This is a genomic window from Nocardia nova NBRC 15556, from assembly GCF_001613005.1.
GTDB classification, from domain to species: domain Bacteria; phylum Actinomycetota; class Actinomycetes; order Mycobacteriales; family Mycobacteriaceae; genus Nocardia; species Nocardia nova.
The window spans coordinates 58,100-78,314 of the sequence record NZ_BDBN01000038.1; the positions used below are offsets into that span (position 1 = coordinate 58,100).

Consider the following 20,215-nt stretch of genomic DNA (forward strand, 5'->3'; position numbering starts at 1 on the left):
ACGGCAGCAGTCCCCGAACAGCTATCGACCGGCAAGCATAATGCGCGAACCCGCACGGACCCCCGATTCGACGCGCGCCACGCCGCCCCCCTCGAGATTTCAAGCGGGGTAGACATGGATTTCGGTCGCCTTGACCGCGGCCCATACCCGCATACCCGGTTGAATGCGCAGGTCGGCCACCGCCGCCGCGGTAATGTCGGCGAGCACAGGTGGAGCTCCGTCGAGGCGGACGCGGGTGAGATTGGCGTGGTGTTCCAGGCCGCCGACGGTCACAGGCCAGGTGTTGCGGGGGCTGCCGCCGGGTTGCTGGGGATGCAGGCTCACCGCGGTAGGCGGGAAGGTGAGGAAGACGCGGCCCGTGGCGGGAGCGGCGACGGTGAGGTGCCCGCCGTTGTCGATCTCGACGCCGGTGCCCGCGGCGGTGCCGCGAAACAGATTGAGCCCCATCAGATCTGCGACATAGTCCGACCGCGGCCGCCGGGCGATCTCGGTCGGCGCGCCCTGCTGGACGATAGCGCCCTGTTCGAGGATGACGAGCCGGTCCGCCAGCACCATCGCGTCGAGCGGATCGTGGGTGACCACCACGGTATGGCCGCGATAGTCGCGCAGGTGGCGGGCCAGGTCGGCGCGCACCTGCACCCGGGTCCCGGCGTCGAGCGCGGCCAGTGGTTCGTCGAGCAGCAGCAGCTGCGGGTCGGTGGCCAGGGCGCGCGCGAGCGCCACTCGCTGCGCCTGTCCGCCGGAGAGGGTGCGCGGTATAGCGTGTTCGTGCTCGGCGAGACCTACCCGGGCGAGCTGCTCGGCGGCGCGGGCCCGCGCCTGCGCGCGCCGCATGCCGCGGGCCCGCAAGCCGAAGGCGACGTTCTCGAGCGCCGAAAGATGCTGAAACAGCAGGTAATCCTGGAAGACGACGCCGACCTGTCGCTGCTCGGCCGGGACGAAAACTCGCGGCGGTTCGTCCCAGACCCGGTCGGCGACGCTGAGGCGTCCACCGGTGAGCGGTTCGAGTCCGGCCAGCGTACGCAGCGCCGTGGTCTTCCCGGCGCCGTTGGGCCCGAGCAGCGCCACCACCTCACCGGGTTCGACGGTGAGCGCCAGGCCGAGGCGGAAGCGCTCCCGCCGCACCTCGAGTTCGGCCCGCAGCGTCATACCGCTCCTCGAATCCAGCGCTCGCGCAACGACACCAGCACCGCGACCGACACCAGCAGCAGCACCAGGCTGAGCACGATCGCGGCATCGGGATCGGTTTCCAGCGCGAGATACACCGCCAGCGGCATGGTGGTGGTGCGGCCGGGGAAATTCCCGGCGAAGGTGATGGTCGCGCCGAATTCGCCGAGCGCCCGAGCCCAGCACAGTACGCCGCCGGCGAGCACGCCCGGCAGGATCGCGGGCAGGGTGACGCGGCGAAAGGTGTACCAGGGGGTCGCGCCGAGGGTGGCGGCGGCTTCCTCGTAGCGGGTGTCGGTACTGCGCAGCGCGCCCTCCACCGAGATGACCAGAAACGGCATGGCGACGAACGCCTCGGCCACCACCACTCCCGGCGTGGTGAACGGCAGCGAGACGCCGAACCAGTCGTACAGATACTGCCCGAGCAGCCCGCGGCGGCCGAACACCAGCAGCAGTGCCACGCCTCCGACCACCGGCGGCAGGACCAGCGGCACCGTCACCAGCGCGCGGATCACGCCCCGGCCCGGGATGTGCGCCCGCGCCAGCAGCCAGGCCAGCGGGATGCCCAACAGCAGGCAGATCACGGTCGCGCAGCTCGCGCAGATCAGCGAAAGTCGCAGGGCGGTACCGACTTCGGCGCTGAACAGCCGGTCGGTCAGGCTCGCCCACGGGGTGCGCACCAGCAGGCCGATCAGCGGAATCACCAGGAACGCCAGCGCGCCGAGCGCGGGCAGCACCAGCGCGACCGGCCGCCGTCCCGATACCGCCCGTCGCCGCGTTCCCGGCCTGCTCACGGGGTGTCGAATCCCGCGGCGGCGAACACCTTCTTCGCCGCATCGGAGTGCACGTAGCCGACGAAGGCGGCGGCCGCGGCGGCGTGCGGGGCCTTGGCGAGCGGTGCGATCGGATAGGTGTTGACCACCTTCGCCGATTCCGGGAATTCGATGCCCTGCACCTTGTCGCCGGCCGCCTGCACATCGGTGCGGTAGACCAGTGCGGCGTCGACCTCGTCCAGGGTCACCTTGGTGAGCACGGCCTTGACATCCTGCTCGCGGGTGTCGGGCCGCGGGGTGATGCCGGCGATCTGGAAAACCTTCTCCGCGGCCGCACCACACGGCACCTGCACCGCGCACAACGCGATCCGCGGCTCCGGTTTGCCGAAGTCGGCCAGTCCGGTGATCTTGCCCGGATTGCCCTCGGGCACCGCGATTTCCAGCCGATTGCTCACGAACGTCTCCGGTTTCGCGGTGACCTCACCGGCGTCGACCACCTGCTGCATATTGGCCGGGGCCGCGGAGGCGAAGACATCGGCGGGCGCCCCCTGCTGGATCTGCTGGGCGAGTGCCGAACTGCCGCCGAAGCTGTAGACGACCTTCACGCCCGGGTGGGCGGCCTCGAAGTCGTGTCCGAGCTTCGTGAACGTCTCGGTGAGCGAGGCCGCCGCGAAAACCGTGACCGTGCCCGAGAGCTGGTCCGTTCCGGTGGCGGACTTCGCGTCGTCGGAACCGCATCCGGCCAGGCCCGCGGTGACCGCCACGACGGCCGCTGCGGCGCCGATGGTGCGCAAGAGCTGCATTCTCGTCAACTTTCCGGAATTTCGACCACGACGTGGGTCGATTTGACCGAGGCGACGGCGATACTGCCGACCTCGAGACCGAGTTCGTCGACCGATTCCCGGCTGACCAGCGAGACCAGCCGGAACGGGCCGGCCTGCATCTCGACCTGTGCCATGACCGTGTCCTTGACGATGCGGGTGACGATGCCGCGCATCCGGTTGCGGGCCGAGGCGGCGACGGTGACACCGGGTTCGCGCGCCTCGGCGTGCTGACTACGCAGGACCTCGGCCAGATCCGCGCCGCGCACCCCCTTGCGGCCGCTGTCGAGCCGGATCTCCGGCAGCCGCCCCTGATCGATCCAGCGCCGCACGGTGTCGTCGCTGACCCCCAGCAGCGCCGCCGCCTCACTGATCCGCAAATTCGTCACAATGGGAAGCATATTGCCGTGAATGCGGTACACAAGCCCCGCGTGGTTGCGGACCGGTTAATTCTCACCGGGACGGGACGCATTCGTGCGGCCCGGCCCCTGGCGGGAACGCGAGGGCTGATGCATGCTCGGCGATATGGCCTCGCTCGCCGGAATCGTCTCCGCCACGACCCGATTCGCGAACCGCCGCGGCGTCTATGCCGGTCGGCGGGCAACGAAAGTCCATGTGGCGCTGTACCGATGCTCGGGCGGGCGGATCGGCGGGCGCATGCCGGGCCGTCGGCACGCGCGCATACTCCTGCTCGACCACGTGGGTGCGAAATCCGGCATTCCGCGAACCTCACCGCTGATGTACGTCGACGCGGGGGCCGCGGTGGCGATCGCGGCGTCGAAGGCGGGGCAGCCGCACCATCCCGCCTGGTATCACAACCTCCTCGCCCACCCCGACACCACGATCCGGATCGGAAGGCAAGTCCGCTCGGTGCGGGCGCGGGTCGCCACCGCGACCGAATATCGGGACCTGTGGCGTGAATTCGTGGCTATGACACCGGATTACGAGTTCTATCGGCGCCAGGCGGGCGGGCGCACGATCCCGCTGATCGTTCTCGAACCGCGCTGAGCGTTCAGCAGTACAGGTCGACGAACCGGTCGAGTGAGCGTTCGATATCGCCCCGCAGCGCTCGTGCCACCGTCGCTCCGATCGGGCCGAACAGCGGTCGCCCACCCAGATCGATGTCGACGGTGACCGCCGAACCCGAGGCGTTCGGCGCGACCAGCAGCGCCAGTCCCAGTTTGGTGCCGCCTTTGCCGGCGCCGCTCAGCACGAGCCGGCGCGGTGGTTCGGCGGTGCGCACGGTCCAGCGCACGCGATTGCGCAGACCCTTCACCGAGGCGATGCCCACCAGTTCGGTACCGGGAGTGAGCTCGTCGGGCACCCGGCCGCGCCATGCCTCGTGCATGATCAGCCACTGGTCGAGCTCGCCCAGATTCGCCGCGTGCGACCACGCCCGATCGGGGGAGATCGGAACGTCCACCGAGACCTTCAGTTTCGCCACGGGTGGATGGTAACCGCCGGTGATTCGGCCATCCGACCGTGGTTACGAGGCGAGTCCGGGGTCGGCGTGGATCGGCCGGTCCGTCGCCGAGAGCGGTTGCCCGCAACCGCCGCGGCGCACCGCCACGATCTCGGCGCCGATCGACACCGCGGTCTCCTCCGGTGTGCGGCCACCGAGTTCCAGTCCGATCGGTGAATGCAGCCGGCGCAGCTGATCATCGCTGATGCCGTTGTCGCGCAGGTGTTTCCGTCGCTCTCGATCCGACCGCCGCGAACCCATCGCCCCCACATAGGCCACCGGCAGTCGCAGCGCTGTCGCGAGGACCGGCACATCGAATTTCGGGTCGTGGGTCAGCACGCAGATCACCGTGCGCGAATCGACGTGCGTACCGGCCAGATACCGATCGGGCCGATCGCGCACCACCTCGTCGGCCTCGGGCAGACGCGCCCGGTCGGCGAAGACCGGGCGCGGTTCGCAGACGGTGACGCGGTAGCCGAGCAGCCGCCCGACCCGGCACAGCGCGGTGGTGAAATCGGTGGCGCCGAAGACGATCATGCGCGGTGGCGGGGCGAAGGACGTCACGAACACGGTGCGTTCACCCTCCGCGCATCCGATGGTGCGGACCGCGCTGGTGGCGGCCTCGAGCATGGCGCGAGCATGTGCGATCACCGCCGGGTCGGCGGGTCCTCCGATCGAGCGATCCGGTCGCACCGCGACGATCGCGCCGGATTCCAGATCGCGGACCAGGGCGACCGGCCGATCCGGATCCAGCGCGACGTCGATCGTCTCGTACTCGGCTGCGGTCACCCGGTGGATGAACACCTCCAGTTCCCCGCCGCAGGTGAGCCCGACCGCGAAGGCGTCGTCGGCGCTGTAGCCGAAGGTGCGCCGGACCGGCTCCCCGGATGCGAGCACCTGCAGGCATTCCTCGTAGACCGCGCCCTCCACGCAGCCGCCGGAGAGGCTGCCCCGCACCTGGCCGGACGCGGAGACCGCCATGGTGGTGCCCAATGTCCTCGGCGCGCTGCCGCGTACGCCGATCACGGTGGCCAAGGCGTATGTCGTTGCGGCGGCATGCCAGTGCCGCAGGTGCTCGCCGAGTTCCCGCACGCCGACCTCCGATGAGAATTACATTCTCCTTCTACTGTAGCGACGTACTCACTTTCGGCATATATTGTTAACCGACCGCGAGGTGCCGGTCCTTGTCCGACGGCGAACAAGAGGGGATCAGTCCGATGACCGCGATGCGAGCCGCCCGATGACCTCGACGACAACAACCGCGAGCGCCTCCGTGGTCGGCGCGCGGATCCCGCGCATAGAGGACGCGCGCCTGGTCACCGGCGCGGGAACCTTCGTCGACGATGTGACCCGCCCGGGCGCGGCGCACGCCTGCTTCGTGCGCAGCCCGCTGCCCCGCGCGACCATCGGCACGATCGACGTGTCGGCGGCGCTGGAACTGGACGGGGTACTCGCCGTCTACACCGCCGCGGACCTCAATCCCGGTGCGCACGAGATCTCCTACGACCTGGACATGGTCGGTATGCCGCCGGTGCCGCGCCCGCCGCTGGCCGAGGAGGAGGTCCGATTCGTCGGCGATCCGGTCGCGCTGGTGATCGCCGCCGACCGCTATATCGCCGAAGACGCCACCGAACTGGTCGTCATCGACTACGAACCGCTGGACCCGGTGGTCGACTACACCACCGCGGAACAGTCGCCCAATCTGGTGCACGCCGGATTCGCCGGTAATTCGGCCGGGGCGATGGGCGGGCGTCCGGCCGCCGACCTGGCACCGCTGTTCGACTCCGCCGCGCATGTGGTGCGCCAGCAGATCTTTCAGCAGGCCTATCTGCCGGTGCCGATGGAAACACGCGGCATCCTCGCCGAATGGTCGGCGTCGACGGCGGAGATGACGATCTGGATCGCCACCCAGTCGCCGCACGAGGTCCGCGCGTTCTGCGCCCGGCTGCTCGGCATCGACGAACACCAGGTCCGGGTGATCGCGCGCGACACCGGCGGCGGTTTCGGGCTCAAGCAACTGCCGCTGCGCGAGGAGACCTGCGTCATGCTCGCCTCGCGTGCGCTCGGCGCCCCGGTGAAGTGGATCGAGGACCGTCAGGAGAATCTGATGGCCTCGGGCCTGGCACGGCACGAGAACGCCGATGTGGCAATGGCATTCGACGCCGACGGCCGGATCGTCGCGGCCTCCATCGACCATGTGCAGAACGTCGGCGCCTACCCGACACCCTCGCCGATCACCGGTGGTGTGGTCGTGGGCATTCTCTTCCCCGGCCCTTACCGCATCACCGACGCCTCGTTCAGTTCGAAGTTTCTCTACTCCAACACCGTCGGGCGGGTCGCCTATCGGGGGCCGTGGCAGTTCGAATCCGTGGCGCGCGAGGTGCTGCTCGACCACGCGGCCCGGCAGATCGGCATCGACCCGATCGAGCTGCGCCGCCGGAACATGCTGCGCCGCGACGAATTACCGTGGGCCAATCCCAACGGCATGTCCTACGACAACATCTCGCCGATGGAGACGCTCGAGCAGGCGGTCCAGAAACTGGACTACGACGCCTTCCGCGCCGAACAGCGCGCCGCCCGCGCGCAGGGCCGCTACCTCGGCGTCGGCACCTGCACGTATGTGGAACCGACCACCGGCGCGAGCCCGTTCCTCAGCACCGAGGGCGCCACCATCCGCATCGAACCGAGCGGCAAGGTCAACGTCTACGTGGCGGGGGGTTCGGCCGGTAACAGCTTGGAGACCACCGTCGTTCAGCTCGCGGCCGACGCGCTCGGGGTCACGCTGTCGGATGTGCGGACCATTCAGGGCGATACCGCGGTGACGCCGTTCGGCGGCGGCACCGGGGGCAGCCGGTCCGGATCGATGACCGCGGGTGCGATCGGGCAGACCGCGGCCGTGTTGCGCGAGCGGATCGTCGCGATCGCCGCCCACCGCTTGGGCGTCGCGCCGGAGGAGATCGAGTTCGCCGACAGTCGCGCGAGCGTGCGCGGCGCTCCCGACAAGGGGCTGACGCTGGCCGAGATCGCCGATATCGCCTATTTTCAGGCCGACAGTCTGCCGCCCGGAGTACCGCCGGGGCTCGAGGCCAACGGCCGGCACAAGACCTCGCAGATGGCGATCTGGGCCAACGCCACCCACATCTGCACCTGCGAGGTCGACATCGAGACCGGAGCGGTGACGCTGCTGCGCTACATCGTCAGCGAGGACGTCGGCTCGATGATCAACCCCAATGTGGTGGAGGGCCAGATCTACGGCGGCACGGTGCAAGGCATCGGCGGCGCGCTCTACGAACATCTCGCCTACGACGAGAGCGGAAATCCGGTCGCGACGACCTTCCTGGACTATCTGCTGCCGACCGCGATGGAGGTTCCGGATATCGAGGTCGGCCACGTCGAGACGCCGAGTCCGGGGCCGGGCAGCTTCAAGGGCGTCGGCGAGGGCGGGGCGATCGGCGCGGCGCCGGCCGTGCTCAACGCCGTCGCGGATGCGTTGTCGCCGTTCGGGATCGAGCTTCGGGAGCTGCCGCTCTCACCCGCACGGATCGTGGAGATGGTGGAGCGGGCACGTGCCGCCGGGAAGGAATCGGCATGAAACCGGCCGCCTTCGACTATCACGCCCCCGGCTCGGCCGAGGAGGCGGTGACGCTGCTGGCCGAACTCGGTGACGAGGCCAAGGTCATCGCCGGCGGCCAGAGCCTGGTGCCGATGCTGGCATTGCGGCTGGCGGTCTTCGACCATCTCGTCGACCTGCGGCGAGTCGACGACCTGCGCGGTATCGAGGCCGGGGCCTCGACTGTGCGGATCGGTGCGGGGAGCACCCACGCGGCGGTCGGCGCCTCCGCGGAGGTCCGCCGGGCGGTACCACTGCTGCACCGGGCGACACCGCTGATCGGGCACTTCCAGATCCGCAACCGCGGCACCATCGGCGGCTCCATCGCCCATGCCGACGCCGCGGCCGAATATCCGGTGGTGGCCCTGACCCTGGACGCCGAGATCGAGGCGTTGTCACCGCGCGGACGGCGCACCCTCGCGGCCGCGGACTTCTTCACCGGCATGTGGACCACCGCGCTCGAACCCGACGAACTGGTCACCGCGATCACCTTCCCGGTCCGGTCCGGGCGCAGCGGCTTCGCGATCGAGGAATTCACCAGGCGCAGCGGCGATTTCGCCATGGCCGGGGCGGCGATAGCGGTCCGGCTGGACGGGGACTCCCGCGTCGACCGCTGCGCGATCGGACTGTTCGGCCTCGCGCCGACCCCGGTGCGGGCGCATCGGGCCGAGGCCACACTGCTGGGCCGGCCCGCCGATGCGGTGGCGGCCGAGGAGGTCGGCGCCGCCGCGACCGCGGACCTGACCGCGATCTCGTCGGATGTGCACGGTTCGGCCGAATACCGCCGCCGGCTCGGTGCGGCGATGGTGGCGCGGGCGTGGGGCCGCGCGATAGAGGAGGCGAGCAATGACTGAGATCGATATCGAGGTGCGTATCAACGGCTTCCGCCGCCGCGACAGCGTTGCGCCCCGGCTGACGCTGGCCGATTATCTGCGCGACCGCTGCGGGCTGACCGGCACCCACCTCGGCTGTGAACACGGCGTGTGCGGCGCCTGCACGGTCCTGCTCGACGGCGCTGCGGTCCGCTCCTGCCTGATCTTCGCGGTCCAGGCCGACGGCGCCGAGATCACCACCGTCGAGGGCATCGCGGGACCCGACGGGAAATTGTCGGCGGTGCAGGAGGCTTTCCGCGCCGAACACGGATTGCAGTGCGGCTTCTGCACTCCCGGCTTCATCGTGTCCGCGACCGCCTTCCTGCGGGAGAATCCCGACCCCACCGACACCGAGATTCGCGAGGCGATCTCGGGAAATCTGTGCCGCTGCACCGGATATCAGGGCATCGTGCGCGCGGTCCGTGCCGCCGCCGATGCGCGCGAGGCCGGTGCCGAATCGTCCACCGGCGACGAGGCGGCGGCCGATATCGCCGCACCCGCCGCGCGGCGGGCCTGATCCGACCGAGGACCTTCATGAAACTTGACAACACGTTCACCATCCCCGTTCCGGCCGCGCAGGCCTGGCCGGTACTGCTCGACCTCGAACGCATCGCACCGTGTGTGCCCGGCGCGACCATCACCTCGCGCGAGGGCGACGATTTCCACGGCCGGATCAAGGTCAAACTCGGCCCGGTGGGGTTGAGCTACAACGGGATCATCAAGGTCGTCTCGCAGGACGAACAGGCCGGGGTCGCGGTGCTCGAGGGCCGCGGCCGTGAAGCGCGCGGCAACGGCACGGCGAAGGCGACCATCACCTGCCGATTGGTCGAGAACGACGGCAGCACAGACGTTTTCGTCGATACCGATCTGGCGATCACCGGTAAGCCCGCCCAGTTCGGCCGGGGTGCGCTGGCCGATGTCGCGGGAACGCTGATCGGGCAGTTCGCCACCAATCTCGCCGACGAGATCACCGCCTCGGCACAGCCGGCGGCCGAACCGCTGCGCGCCGTCACGGAGTCGCCGGACACGGGCGCGGCCACTGTCACCGCGCCACGGCAGCGCAGCGTCGCCGCCGCGCCGCGGACCCCGGCGGAGCCGCTGGATCTGCTCGCGGCCGCGGGGTCCGGAAATCTGGTGCGCTACGGCGGATTCGCGGCGGCGCTGCTGATCGTGGTGCTGGTGGCCGCGCTCCGGCGGCGAGCACGACAGGGCTGACCGGGCCGCGTCAGCGCTCGAGGTCGCCGGGTTCGTCGATATCGCGGCCGGTGGCCAGATCACCGCATTCCACGGTCTGCGCGGGGACAGTGCGCAGATAGGCGGCGGCGCCGCGGTCACCGGACAGGGTCGGCAGCAGGTCGGCCCAGTGCCGGCGGGCGATCACCACGGGATGGCCGGGGCGTCCGGCGAAACTCGCGCGCGCGATACCGGACGGGTCGGCCGTCGCTCGCTCGATCACCCGGGCGACGACATCCGCGCCGACATCGGGCGTATCCACCACGTGCAGGGCGGCGTAGGCACCGTCGAGGCGCTGCGCCGCACCGATTCCCGTGCGCACCGACGCGCTCATTCCCTCGGCCCACTCCTGCGCCACCACCGTGGTGGTCGCGGGAACGGGTGGGACCTCGGCGGCGCCGAGCACGACCACGACCTCCGCGCAGCCGCCGTCGCGCAGTGCGTTCACCGCGGTGGTCAGCCAGTCGCCGACCGTGGCCTTGGGACGGCCGAATCGCCGTCCCGCCCCGGCGGCGAGGACGACTCCGACGACTCGATCCGACATGGTTGGCCTCTCGGTGGGGAAACTGCTGTGGCGCCAATGTAATAGCGGAAACGCCGGTCCTTTGTGGACTCGGCCAATTCGCCGTCGCAAGCCGCCGAACAGGCGAAATATCGTTCCCGGGCATCCTAGGATGAGCAACCGACCAACAGGCGCGAGATCAGGTAGGAGTGCGTGATGCCGTCCAAGGCGGTCGGTCAGCGTCGACGCCCGACGCAGGAGCGTGCGAAGGAAACCCGCCAGCACATCCTCGACACCGCGGCGCGGTTGTTCGGTGAGCGCGGGATCGAGAACACCTCGACCAACCGGATCGCCGCCGAGGCCGGTCTCAGCATCGGCACCGTCTACCGGTACTTCTCCGACCGCACGGTCATCGTCGAGGAATTGCTGGAACGACTGCTGGTGAACATCGAACGCCGCTTCACCGAACGGCTCGATCGCGCGGACCGCTCGGTCGAGGATATGACCGCCGACATCCTCGCCGCCATCTGCGACGAACTGGTCGACAACGCGAAACTGGTTCGCGCCCTGGCCGCCGGAGTGCAGTTCTACAACAGCGGCATCCCCGAATTCGAACCACGCCTGCGCCTGCTGGTGAAGGTCCTGCTGATCCAGATCCTCGGCCCCAGCGACGACCACGAACTCGACGTCATGGCGTTCGTCCTGGTGAACACCGGCTTCTCCGCGGTCCTGCGCGCCTCCGCCCTCGAGGTCGACCCCGAGGAACGCCGCGAAGCCATCGTCATGACCGCCCGCATGATCGGCGCCTGGAGCACCGCGGAAATCGAACGCCGCGCAGCGAATTCGGCCTGAGCGCTCCCTCGCGGCCACTGTCGTTCGACGAGGTGCTGAGCGCGTGCCGGTCCGGGAATACCGTGCCCGGATGACGATGATTCGAGCCGGTCGCGATCTCGCGGCGGATATCCGGGTGCGTTCGCTGTTGTCGGCGGCCGTGGGTGGCGCCTAGGTCCTGCTCACCACGACCTCGCTGGGCGAGAAGTATCCGGGCGTCGAGCGATTCTTGGTTCGCCTGGCAGTAGGTGATGACAGCGGCTGACATCGAGTGTAGCGTGATGGCAGTCGCTGACATCGGCGGCCGCCGTGCGAGAGGCGCGGCGTATTCCTCGCGGGAAGGTCTTTCCATGCGCGTATTCATCACCGGGGCGTCGGGACATGTGGGGTCCGCGGTCGTGCCCGAACTGCTGTCAGCGGGACACGAAGTGATCGGACTGGCACGATCGGATGCCTCGGCTGCGGCGTTGGAGGCCGCGGGAGCGCAGGTGCAGCGCGGAAATCTGGACGAGCCGGAGGTGCTGGCCGAGGCGGCGGCCGCGGCCGACGGCGTGATCCACCTGGCGTTCAAACACGAGAACATGATCGCCGGAGACTTCCTCGGTGCGGCGGATGCCGACCTCCGAGTCGTCCGGGCGTTCGGTGAGGCCCTGGCGGGGTCGGGTAAGCCGCTGGTCGGTACGTCCGGAACGGGTCTGCTCGCGGCCCTGGGCCGAACCGGCACGGAGGCCGACTCGCTGCCGGCCGGGCCGCGCATCGACTCCGAGAACGAGGTGATCGGGTTCGCCGAGCGCGGAATCCGATCCAGCGTGGTCCGGCTGCCACCGACCGTGCACAGCACCCTTGACCGCCAGGGTTTCGTCCCCATCCTGATCGCCACCGCCCGCGAGAAGGGCGTGTCCGCCTACGTCGGCGAGGGCGCCAACCGCTGGCCCGCCGGCCACACCCTCGACGCGGCGAACCTGTACCGCCTGGCTCTCGAATCCGCCCCCGCCGGCACCCGTCTGCACGCCGTGGGCGACGAAGGCATCCCGCTGCGCCGCATCGCCGAGGTGATCGGCCGCCACCTCGACGTCCCCGTCGTGAGCATCGCCGCCGAGGATGCCCCCGCTCACTTCGGTTTCCTCGCCCCCATGGTCCAGCTGGACAACCCCACCACGGCCGAGGCGACCACGTCCCTGCTCGGATGGAAACCCTTGCACCCCAACCTCATCGAGGATCTGGAGGAGGGCCACTACTTCACCGGGCGATAACCCGGAAGCACCGGCGGCCCACACGAGCCGCCGGCGCTCACCGCATGCGCCGCTCACACTCCTCGAACGGTGTGCCGGCATTGAAGCAGTCGGCCAAACCGCTTTGGATGTCACCACTGGTCGGCGGCTCGCCGCAGAGAATTCCGCAGCGCTGATAGCCGGGGACGGCGGAACCGTCGGGGAAGTGGCAGCCGTTGTCGTCGCAGGTATAGCCCCGGGTATTGGGGTCGTGGTTGAGGGGTCCTCGCGAGTAGGACCACACGTAGGCGTCCGTGCCTTCGACCTGGGTGCAATAGACGGTGCGGCCGTTCGCGAGGTGGGCGCTGCCACCGTGGTCGTCACAGTAGGCATTGAGCTCGACCTCGGGGCCCGGAGCTGCGGTCGGCGACCCGGATCCGCTGCCGGGTGCAGTGACAGCACCGGCCGGCGCGACCATCAGAATGGTCGCGGCCGCGGCGCTCACGAATCCGACGGCACATCGTCCTGTGCTCCGGAAACGCTTCGATCGGATCATCGGCCCCACCCTTCGGTCCCTGTCTACGACAGGTCCGGACGATACCTATTCGCACCGACAGCTGTCGACGGCGCCCGGACGACCCCGTATCGATGCCGGTGAGGACGACGTCGACCGCGACTGCCCATCCCCGTACTACCCGACGGGGTCCATGCGCAGGGTGGTGTTCTCGGCGGCGGGGGCCAGCATGGGTTCGAGGGCGGTGGGCTGGTCGCGGTACTTCGACTCGTAGGCCTCGCGGACGCGGTCGTTGATGTAGGAGTCGGTGACCGGGTGCAGGGTCACGTCGGTTTCCACGCCGTGGGCGCGGATCCGTGCGCCGCGGGTGTGCATGGCGTGGCGGTACCAGCCGCCGGATCGGCCGTAGGCGGAGCGGATGTAGAGATCGTTGTCGACGCGCACCACCCAGATGGTGGTCCAATCCCGCAGTGCGCCACTCTCGTAATAGCTGGTGATCTGCAGTTCCTCGGAAGATCCGATCCGATCGAGCTGAGCGGCGGTCCAGGCCATGTCGTTACCTCCATCGATCGCGATGCAGTGGTTCGCCCAGGCTAGGCCGATTCCCGGCGGCGATGGGTCTGCCTCAGCGCGGTTCGGGGAATCTTTCGGCGACCGCGGCGATCAATGCGCCGGCCCAGCGGTCGAGGATCCGCGCGCCCTCGGCGGCGTCGGCGGTGGTGGGATCGCCGAGTATTCCGTTGGCGCTCACCGCTTTCACCCCGCCGGACCGCAGCCGCGGCATCAACTCGCGCAGCGGCCGGGTGGCGCCGGGTTCGGCGCGGTGCATCGTCACCCGCGCCGGGGTCAGGTGGAGCATGACCGAGGTTTCCCCATGACCGGCATGGGTGTCGTCGGCCGGACCGGTCGGCGACCACACCAGCGTCGATCGGCCCTCCGCGGTGAGCAGGCGTTGGGCTGCCCGCAGTGGCTCGAGGTTTCCGCCGTGCCCGTTCACCAGGATCACGCCCGCGAATTCGTCCGCCGAGCGCACCAATTCGACGATCAGCAGTTCCAGGGCGCGGTGCCCGATCGACAATGTCCCCGGGAATCCGGCGTGTTCACCGCTCGAGCCGTACGGAATCTCCGGCGCCGCAACGATATCCGGACGCGTGGCGACCAGGCGGCGGCACAGTTCCACCGCCACGGTGGTGTCGGTGCCCAGCGGCAGATGCGGTCCGTGTTGTTCGGTCGCGCCGAGCGGGATCGCCAGCAGCGGCGCGCGGTCGGCCTCGGCGAGGTCCGCCGAGGTCAGATCAGCCAGTCGCATCACTGTCTCCGTCGGTTCGATACAGCAGCGGCACCACCGGCTCGGCGGTCCGCGTCCGCAGACAGCCGGCCCATACTCCCGTCCCGTAGGCGAGATCGTCGGCGATGCGCAACAGTCCGGCCCGCGGATCCCGCCCGGCCGCCCCCGCGCGGGCCACCACCGGCAGGTAGGCCGCGAGCAGCAACCGGCGGCCGCGGCGGCTGAACAACGCTGCCGGCCACCAGATTCGGCGCAGCGCATCGGCGAGCTGACGCACCGCGGACACTTCGGCCTCACCGACCACCGTCGCGGCCATCGACGCCGGCAGCCCGACGGTACGCAGCCTCCGCAGCTGCCGCACCGGTTCGACGGCCGTCACGATGCCGAGCCACGGGCGGCCCAGCGCGATCGTGGCCCAGCGGAACGCGGTGCTGCGAGGCAGGCGCGCGCAATACAGGTGTCCCGGATGTCGCCGCGCCAGGACAGCGGCCGAGGTGCCGTAGTCGTAGCGCTGCCGCAGCCATGCCCGCAGCGTGGTGCGCGGCTCGTGCCGGACCACCGAGTCGGGTTGGTACCGAACGACTTTCCCGTCACTCACGAGCCGCCAGACCAGATCGACATCCTCGCCGTAGCGCAGGCTTTCGTCGAATCCGCCCGCTCGTTCCCACGCCGACCGCCGCACGACCAGCGCCGCGGTCGGGACGTAGGAGATGCGTCCGCCCGGCCGCACCACCGCCGGTTCGCCACCCATATCCAGGCTCGACCGGTGGGCCTCGTAGCTGCCGAGCACACCGTGCTCGAAGGTCCGCACCCGAGGAGCCACCGCCGCGACCGCGGGATCGTCGAACAGCGGCAGAAGCGGGTCGAGCCAGCCCGGATCGGGCACGATATCCGAATCGAGAAAGGCGATCAGCTCGGTGGCGACCGCGCGGCATCCGCTGTTGCGGGCCGCCGCCGGGCCGCGTGCGGACGCGTGCCGGACGATCGTCACGGTCGGTGTCGCGTGCGTGCGGTCCCCGTCCTCGGCGCCACCATCGGTGATCGGCTCGGCCGAACCGTCGTCGACCACGATGCGGGCGCTCACGTCACCGGTCGCGGCGAGCAGCCGGGTGAGTCCAGGCAGGTTGTCCTTGACCGGGATCACGACCGTGACATCGGCCGTGGTGTGGCGTCCCTGCCCGACTGCCGGGTGCGCGACGCCCGCCGCCAGCATCCGCTGCGCCAGCGCCTGCGCGCTCGCATCACTGCCGACCGGCTCGCCCGCGAACCAGGCCCGCACTCGGCGGGCGCCGGCGGGGGAGAGGCGCAGCATTCGTAGCGGACTGCCGCCCAGCAGTACTCGTCCGTCGGGCGAGAACCGCAACCGCGCGTCCGGACGCAGCGTGACGGTCACAACGGCACAACCTCCATCGCACGACCCGGCCGGCACCGGCCGCGCCCGGGAACGAACCAGACCAGGCTACGTGTGCCGCCGGAGGGCGTGGCCGGTGGATCTATTCGATGCCGAGTGTCACCTCGGTCGATTTGATCAGCACCTTGACCGTCGAGCCCTCGGTGAGGCCGAGATCGTCCACGGCATCGCGGGTGATCGACGAGGTGATCTCGTCCCCGCCGGTGAGGCGGACCCGCACGACTGCCATGGCCTCACCGCGAGTGACCGAGACGACGGTGCCGTCGAGTTGATTTCGGGTGCTCAGGCGCATGCGGCGACCATACGCCCGCGACCTGCTGCCGCGAGGGAGGGCGGAGTCGGCGCGTTCAGCCGATCTCGCCGAGGGCCGGCGCGATCGACACCAACTGTTCGATACCGGAGCCGAATTCGGTGCCGATCGGTGGCAGCAGCACCACATGGTCCGCCCCGGCGTCCAACTGGGCGCGGATCGTGGCCGCGATGGATTCCGCGCGGCCGTGGGCGACGAGTGCGTCCACGACCCGGTCACCGAGTTCGTCGATTTCGATTGCCGGATAGCCCAATTCGACGAGTGTGGCGCGAAACGACGGCCGGGCGGCCCACGTTCGCACCACCTCGCGGGCGGTCGCGCGGGCTCGCCCGCGATCATCGTCCACGACCACCGATTGGCCCACCACCAGCAGTTTTCCGGGGCCGAGCGCGTTCCGGGCGCGGGCGGTATGTTCCGCGGGCAGGCCGGCCGGCAGGGCGCCGTCGGCGATATCGGCGGCGAGAGCGAGCATCTTCGGACCGTTCGCGGCCAGAATGCGGGGGTAGGTGGTCTCGGGCGCGGGGGGCCAGGTTTGTTCGTCCATCCCCGCCACGTAGTCCCGCATGGTCGTCAGCGGGCTGCCGAATTCGCGGCCGACGCTGTCGGCCTGCTGCGGATACCCCACACCCAGGCCGAGCACGAATCGCCCCGGATATGCCTGGGCGAGGTAGGCGGCGGCGCCGTGCGCGGTCTGCGGTGCCCGAGCCCAGATGTTGGCCACGCAGGTTCCGGCCGTCATCCGTTCGGTGGCGGCGAGCAGAACGGCCAGGTGCGCGAAGGCGTCCTTGCCGATCACCTCGTTGGTCCATACCGCCCGGACGCCGGCCTCTTCCAACCGGCGGCCCGCGCTGCGTTGCTCCTGTGCCGAGGGCGTCCGGGTGAACGACACCGGGAGGGTGACGCCGACCGGTCCCAGCGCGCTGCGTGCGGCTTCCACGACGGTGTTGCTTGTCATCGATTGTCCCTCCTGGGATGTACGGAGATTCGTTGAAATGGGTTGTGCTGGTGAGGAATACGTAGGTCTCGACGAGTGTCTCGGGGTCGGCGGCCGGTAGTGCCAACCGGTGTCGCGAACCGGCGGCTGGTGGTGCAACCGGTGCCGCGGACCGGCGGCCGGTAGCGAAAACCGGTGCCGCGGACCAGCGGCCGGTAGTGCAACCGGTGCCGTTGACCTGACGGCGCGAGAGCAGTGTCGTGAGGCGTCGGCGCGGGGTGGGTCCCGCTCCTGTCGACGCCGCCGCCGGATCTCCGCCGCCAACTCACTCTCGCACCGGCGACGGGCGCGCTGCCAATGAATCTTTCGTCTGACGCAATACATTTTCCGTATCGCCCCAGTTAGGCGCAGCTGAGCACTCGGGCCCCCGGCTAAGCTGGCGTCATGCCCGAGACGTCGCCCGTGGACCTCGATCTACGGCTGGTGCACTGTTTCACCGTGGTCGCCGATCATCGGCACTTCGGTCGCGCGGCCGAGTCGCTACACGTCACGCAGCCGTCGCTGAGTCGCCAGATCCACCGGCTGGAACAGCAACTCGGCGCTCGCCTCCTGGACCGCACTCCGCAGGGAAGCCGCCTCACCGAGGCCGGTGAGGTGTTCCTGCCGCAGGCCCATGCGCTGCTCCGGGCGGCGGCCGCGGCGGTCGCCAAGACCCGCGCCGTCGCCCAGCCGGGGCGCCTCGCGGTCGGCTATACCAGCGGGCTGATCGTCACCCCCGCCGTCCGGGAACTGCGCCGCCGCCATCCCGATGCCGAGGTGCGCGCCCAGCACGTGCCCTGGAACGACGTCCCCACCGCGCTGCTGGAACATCGCGTGGACGCGCTGGTCACCCGGCTGCCCTTCCCCACCGAGCGGCTGCACGTCACCGTCCTCTACGACGAACCGCGGGTGGTGATCCTGCCGACCTCCCATCGGCTCGCGGGCAAGGAATCGGTCACCCTCGCCGATATCGCCGACGAACCGTTGCCCCGGCTCCGCGATTCCGATCCGGCCTGGAATGCCTACTGGCGCATCGACCCTCGCCCCGACGGACGCCCCGCCCCCGACGGCCCGGTCATCGACGCGATGGAGGACAAACTCGAGATCATCGCCGCCGGTGAGGCCATCGCCATCGCCGCCGGCTTCCGAATCCACACCCTCCGCCCGGACCTCACCGCTGTCCCCCTCACCGACGTCGACCCGGCCCACGTGGTCCTGGCCACCCGCGCCGACGACCGCAGCCGTCTCGTCGCAGCCCTCCGTAAAACCGCGCAAGCCGTCCTCACCGGCCCCACCCCGGAGGGCTGATCACGCCGGGATGCCGGTCGAGCGGCGCCGACGAGAAACGGTCGCTCTCAGTCGGCGCCGGGGACGAGGCGTACGGCGCGGCGGGCGTTGGCGATGGCGGAGACGGTGGTGGTGCCGAAGACGCCGTCGCGGTCGAACATCACCGCGGTGCCGACGGCGAGGCCGTGGTGTTCGACGCGTTCGGTGAGGGCGAGGCCGATTTCCCTCTCGGCCGGCAGCCGGGTGATCGCCATCGTCACATCGGGATTGATGTATTCCAGGCCCGCGCTGCCGAGATTGGACACCATATTCGTGACGTCGGCGACCGAGGCCGCGAACTGGAACGGGGTCGACTCCTCGCCCTCGACCACCGGAATGGCGAAGTGCCAGATGCGTTTTCGGGGGCTGGCGAGGAACGCGTCGGACCACTCGCCCCAGCCCTCGGATTCGGTGTAGTAGAGCCGTTCCGGGTCTCGGGTAGCGCGCATGCCCGGATCGGGCGCGGTCGGGGTGGTGCCGCCGGACCACACCTGCCCGGGCGGGGCCTCGCTCGCTCGCAGGAACAGCGCACTCGCGCGAGCCGCCGGTTCGCCGTCCTGGCTCAGCACCGCGTCGACCAGGCAGAGGCGAGGGCCTTCACGGACAATCGTCGCGGAGGTCACCGAGGGGCGCATCCGGACCGCGCGGAACAGATCGAGAGTCCACCGCACCGGCTGCAGATCCGGACGGCCCAGGGCCTCGACCGTCCGCTCGACCTCTCGAGCCAGCGCAGCGCTGACGGCCGGCCCGCGCATCTGGTCCGCACCCCAGCCGCTGCCCGCGCGGGGTTCGGGGTGCAGTTCCTCGGTCTCCTCGTGCTTGACGCGGAAGAACGCACTGTCCATGGCGCCGAACTCCTTCCTCACCGGCCGACGGCCGAGCACCCACGATCATCAACCGCCCGGAATCGACGATCACTTCCGGGGGTAGGCGACGCCGGGCCGGCAACCGAGGAGATCAGGGCGCCGGCACCCGGCCGGGGTGGACGAGACAACGCTCTTCGGACCCGAATACGTTGTGACAGAAGGTATTTCGCGGATCGGTGAGACTAATCACAACCAGGCCAGCAATCGATGCCACAGGCTGCGGCGCACGTGCGCTTCGGCGGTCATGGGCTGTGCTCGCGAGGGCGTGGGCGGAGCGGGCTCGCCGCCCGAGGCCGGATCCGGGACGGCCGGGGACTCGGCGCCGCCGTAGGGTCCGGGCGGCGCCGTGCCGGCTCCGTTCATCGGCGCCGGTTCCGCGCAGGGAGCCTGTGACCAGGCGAGATGGGGTGGGGGATGGGGGCCGTCCGGCGGCATGAAATGGGTGAGGCGCGGCAGTTGCACGGTCGGGTCGTCCAGGTCCCGGCGCAGTTGGTTGCAGAACTGCTCGACCGAGCCGTAGCGATCGACGATCTCCTCGACCAGCAGAGCCGCCGACGGAGTTGTCGTGATCAGTTTGCCGCTCACCGTTCTCCTCACCTCACGGCCCGGACTCGATCTGCCGCATACCGGGCTCAACCGTCATATGTCTGCGAATAACCCCCAGTACATCCACGGCGAGTCGGGGAAATATCGGAATCGCTCCCGCTCGAGCGCTGTCCGCGCCGCGCCGTGGTGATCGTTCTGCGAGGCAGCCTAGTCAGAAACGAGGTTATCCGCAAACTTTCCGCGAGCTGGTCGCCGGCCCGAAACAACCTGGTGTCCAGTCGTTTTCGAATGGTAGTGTTGGTTCGGTTGAAATTCGGGGGATCCGTGGTGAGTAAGCTTTCCAGCTTCAGCAAATATCGAGCACATGCTTGGTTCGGTGCTGCCGGATTTGTCCGCCGGAATATCGGGGACGCCGAAAAATCTCCGGCGGTCATCGGGAATATCGGGGGAGGGCAGCCGGGTTGCCGATGGGGGTGAAGCGTAGGTGGTACGCGGAAGG

The 20,215-nt window shown here is 69.7% G+C and carries 23 protein-coding genes; 8 read left to right on the forward strand and 15 right to left on the reverse strand.

Features of this window, described 5'->3' with window-relative positions:
* Positions 1–99: 99 nt before the first annotated feature.
* From NN2_RS16640 to NN2_RS16655, 4 genes are read right to left on the reverse strand one after another with little or no spacing between them, the layout of a single operon-like run.
* Positions 100–1,149, reverse strand: a complete 1,050-nt coding sequence (locus NN2_RS16640; protein WP_063014649.1) for an ABC transporter ATP-binding protein — start codon at positions 1,147–1,149, stop codon at positions 100–102.
* Complete coding sequence (gene modB, locus NN2_RS16645) at positions 1,146–1,961, reverse strand: molybdate ABC transporter permease subunit (protein ID WP_063014651.1); 816 nt, start codon at positions 1,959–1,961, stop codon at positions 1,146–1,148. The genes NN2_RS16640 and modB overlap by 4 nt, the downstream gene beginning before the upstream one ends.
* Entirely contained in the window at positions 1,958–2,743 is a 786-nt protein-coding gene (modA, locus tag NN2_RS16650; RefSeq protein ID WP_063014653.1) for a molybdate ABC transporter substrate-binding protein, read from the reverse strand. Before modA ends, modB begins: the two co-directional genes overlap by 4 nt.
* Positions 2,744–2,748: 5 nt before the next feature.
* The gene (locus NN2_RS16655) at positions 2,749–3,150 is read right to left on the reverse strand and encodes a TOBE domain-containing protein (protein WP_063014721.1); all 402 of its coding nucleotides are present in this window, start codon (positions 3,148–3,150) and stop codon (positions 2,749–2,751) included.
* A 136-nt stretch (positions 3,151–3,286) separates the two neighbouring features.
* Between NN2_RS16655 and NN2_RS16660 the strand changes: the two genes are divergently transcribed.
* Positions 3,287–3,769: a nitroreductase/quinone reductase family protein gene (locus NN2_RS16660; protein ID WP_063910785.1), complete on the forward strand. Its 483-nt coding sequence runs from the start codon at positions 3,287–3,289 to the stop codon at positions 3,767–3,769.
* A gap of 4 nt (positions 3,770–3,773) precedes the next feature.
* On the opposite strand, the gene NN2_RS16665 is transcribed toward NN2_RS16660, so the two are convergent.
* Together NN2_RS16665 and NN2_RS16670 are read right to left on the reverse strand one after the other, a co-directional pair.
* Positions 3,774–4,205, reverse strand: coding sequence for a type II toxin-antitoxin system Rv0910 family toxin (locus tag NN2_RS16665; RefSeq protein ID WP_063014655.1), 432 nt, complete (start codon positions 4,203–4,205; stop codon positions 3,774–3,776).
* A gap of 42 nt (positions 4,206–4,247) precedes the next feature.
* Positions 4,248–5,315 carry an XdhC family protein gene (locus NN2_RS16670; protein WP_063014658.1) on the reverse strand — a complete coding sequence of 356 codons (1,068 nt, stop codon included), beginning with the start codon at positions 5,313–5,315 and terminating at the stop codon, positions 4,248–4,250.
* A gap of 148 nt (positions 5,316–5,463) precedes the next feature.
* Between NN2_RS16670 and NN2_RS16675 the strand changes: the two genes are divergently transcribed.
* From NN2_RS16675 to NN2_RS16690, 4 genes are read left to right on the forward strand one after another with little or no spacing between them, the layout of a single operon-like run.
* Positions 5,464–7,815: a xanthine dehydrogenase family protein molybdopterin-binding subunit gene (locus NN2_RS16675; RefSeq protein WP_063014661.1), complete on the forward strand. Its 2,352-nt coding sequence runs from the start codon at positions 5,464–5,466 to the stop codon at positions 7,813–7,815.
* On the forward strand, positions 7,812–8,687 hold the full coding sequence (locus tag NN2_RS16680; protein ID WP_063014663.1) for an FAD binding domain-containing protein: 876 nt from the start codon (positions 7,812–7,814) through the stop codon (positions 8,685–8,687). Before NN2_RS16675 ends, NN2_RS16680 begins: the two co-directional genes overlap by 4 nt.
* Positions 8,680–9,222, forward strand: coding sequence for a (2Fe-2S)-binding protein (locus tag NN2_RS16685; RefSeq protein WP_063014665.1), 543 nt, complete (start codon positions 8,680–8,682; stop codon positions 9,220–9,222). The genes NN2_RS16680 and NN2_RS16685 overlap by 8 nt, the downstream gene beginning before the upstream one ends.
* A 17-nt stretch (positions 9,223–9,239) precedes the next feature.
* Positions 9,240–9,920: an SRPBCC family protein gene (locus tag NN2_RS16690; RefSeq protein ID WP_063014668.1), complete on the forward strand. Its 681-nt coding sequence runs from the start codon at positions 9,240–9,242 to the stop codon at positions 9,918–9,920.
* A gap of 10 nt (positions 9,921–9,930) precedes the next feature.
* On the opposite strand, the gene NN2_RS16695 is transcribed toward NN2_RS16690, so the two are convergent.
* Positions 9,931–10,482, reverse strand: a complete 552-nt coding sequence (locus NN2_RS16695; protein WP_063014670.1) for a nucleotidyltransferase family protein — start codon at positions 10,480–10,482, stop codon at positions 9,931–9,933.
* Positions 10,483–10,656: 174 nt separating this feature from the next.
* On the opposite strand from NN2_RS16695, the gene NN2_RS16700 reads away from it, so the two are divergent.
* Together NN2_RS16700 and NN2_RS16705 are read left to right on the forward strand one after the other, a co-directional pair.
* A complete protein-coding gene (locus NN2_RS16700) occupies positions 10,657–11,292 on the forward strand; it encodes a TetR/AcrR family transcriptional regulator (RefSeq protein ID WP_063014672.1) in 636 nt (211 codons plus the stop codon).
* A 329-nt stretch (positions 11,293–11,621) separates the two neighbouring features.
* A complete protein-coding gene (locus NN2_RS16705; RefSeq protein ID WP_063014725.1) occupies positions 11,622–12,524 on the forward strand; it encodes an SDR family oxidoreductase in 903 nt (300 codons plus the stop codon).
* A gap of 37 nt (positions 12,525–12,561) precedes the next feature.
* Here NN2_RS16705 and NN2_RS16710 read toward each other — a convergent pair whose 3' ends face one another.
* The 6 genes from NN2_RS16710 to NN2_RS16735 all read right to left on the reverse strand — a co-directional run bounded on the left by NN2_RS16710 (position 12,562) and on the right by NN2_RS16735 (position 16,960).
* On the reverse strand, positions 12,562–12,987 hold the full coding sequence (locus tag NN2_RS16710) for a hypothetical protein (protein ID WP_156511356.1): 426 nt from the start codon (positions 12,985–12,987) through the stop codon (positions 12,562–12,564).
* Between the two features lie 186 nt (positions 12,988–13,173).
* On the reverse strand, positions 13,174–13,548 hold the full coding sequence (locus NN2_RS16715; protein ID WP_063014676.1) for a DUF2255 family protein: 375 nt from the start codon (positions 13,546–13,548) through the stop codon (positions 13,174–13,176).
* Positions 13,549–13,621: 73 nt separating this feature from the next.
* The gene (gene mftE, locus NN2_RS16720; protein WP_063014678.1) at positions 13,622–14,305 is read right to left on the reverse strand and encodes a mycofactocin biosynthesis peptidyl-dipeptidase MftE; all 684 of its coding nucleotides are present in this window, start codon (positions 14,303–14,305) and stop codon (positions 13,622–13,624) included.
* Positions 14,292–15,677 (reverse strand): mycofactocin biosynthesis glycosyltransferase MftF, encoded by a 1,386-nt coding sequence (gene mftF, locus NN2_RS16725; protein WP_063014680.1) that lies wholly within the window; start codon positions 15,675–15,677, stop codon positions 14,292–14,294. The genes mftE and mftF overlap by 14 nt, the downstream gene beginning before the upstream one ends.
* A 100-nt stretch (positions 15,678–15,777) precedes the next feature.
* On the reverse strand, positions 15,778–15,987 hold the full coding sequence (locus NN2_RS16730; RefSeq protein WP_030512908.1) for a TOBE domain-containing protein: 210 nt from the start codon (positions 15,985–15,987) through the stop codon (positions 15,778–15,780).
* Positions 15,988–16,042: 55 nt separating this feature from the next.
* A complete protein-coding gene (locus tag NN2_RS16735) occupies positions 16,043–16,960 on the reverse strand; it encodes a TIGR03620 family F420-dependent LLM class oxidoreductase (RefSeq protein WP_063014682.1) in 918 nt (305 codons plus the stop codon).
* 423 nt (positions 16,961–17,383) lie between these two features.
* Here NN2_RS16735 and NN2_RS16740 point away from each other — a divergent pair, with 423 nt between their 5' ends.
* Positions 17,384–18,286 (forward strand): LysR family transcriptional regulator, encoded by a 903-nt coding sequence (locus NN2_RS16740; RefSeq protein WP_063014684.1) that lies wholly within the window; start codon positions 17,384–17,386, stop codon positions 18,284–18,286.
* A 47-nt stretch (positions 18,287–18,333) separates the two neighbouring features.
* Here the strand turns inward: NN2_RS16740 and NN2_RS16745 are convergent, their stop codons facing one another.
* Positions 18,334–19,149, reverse strand: coding sequence for an acyl-CoA thioesterase domain-containing protein (locus tag NN2_RS16745; RefSeq protein WP_063910786.1), 816 nt, complete (start codon positions 19,147–19,149; stop codon positions 18,334–18,336).
* Positions 19,150–19,356: 207 nt separating this feature from the next.
* Complete coding sequence (locus NN2_RS16750) at positions 19,357–19,755, reverse strand: hypothetical protein (RefSeq protein WP_063014688.1); 399 nt, start codon at positions 19,753–19,755, stop codon at positions 19,357–19,359.
* Positions 19,756–20,215 lie beyond the last annotated feature (460 nt).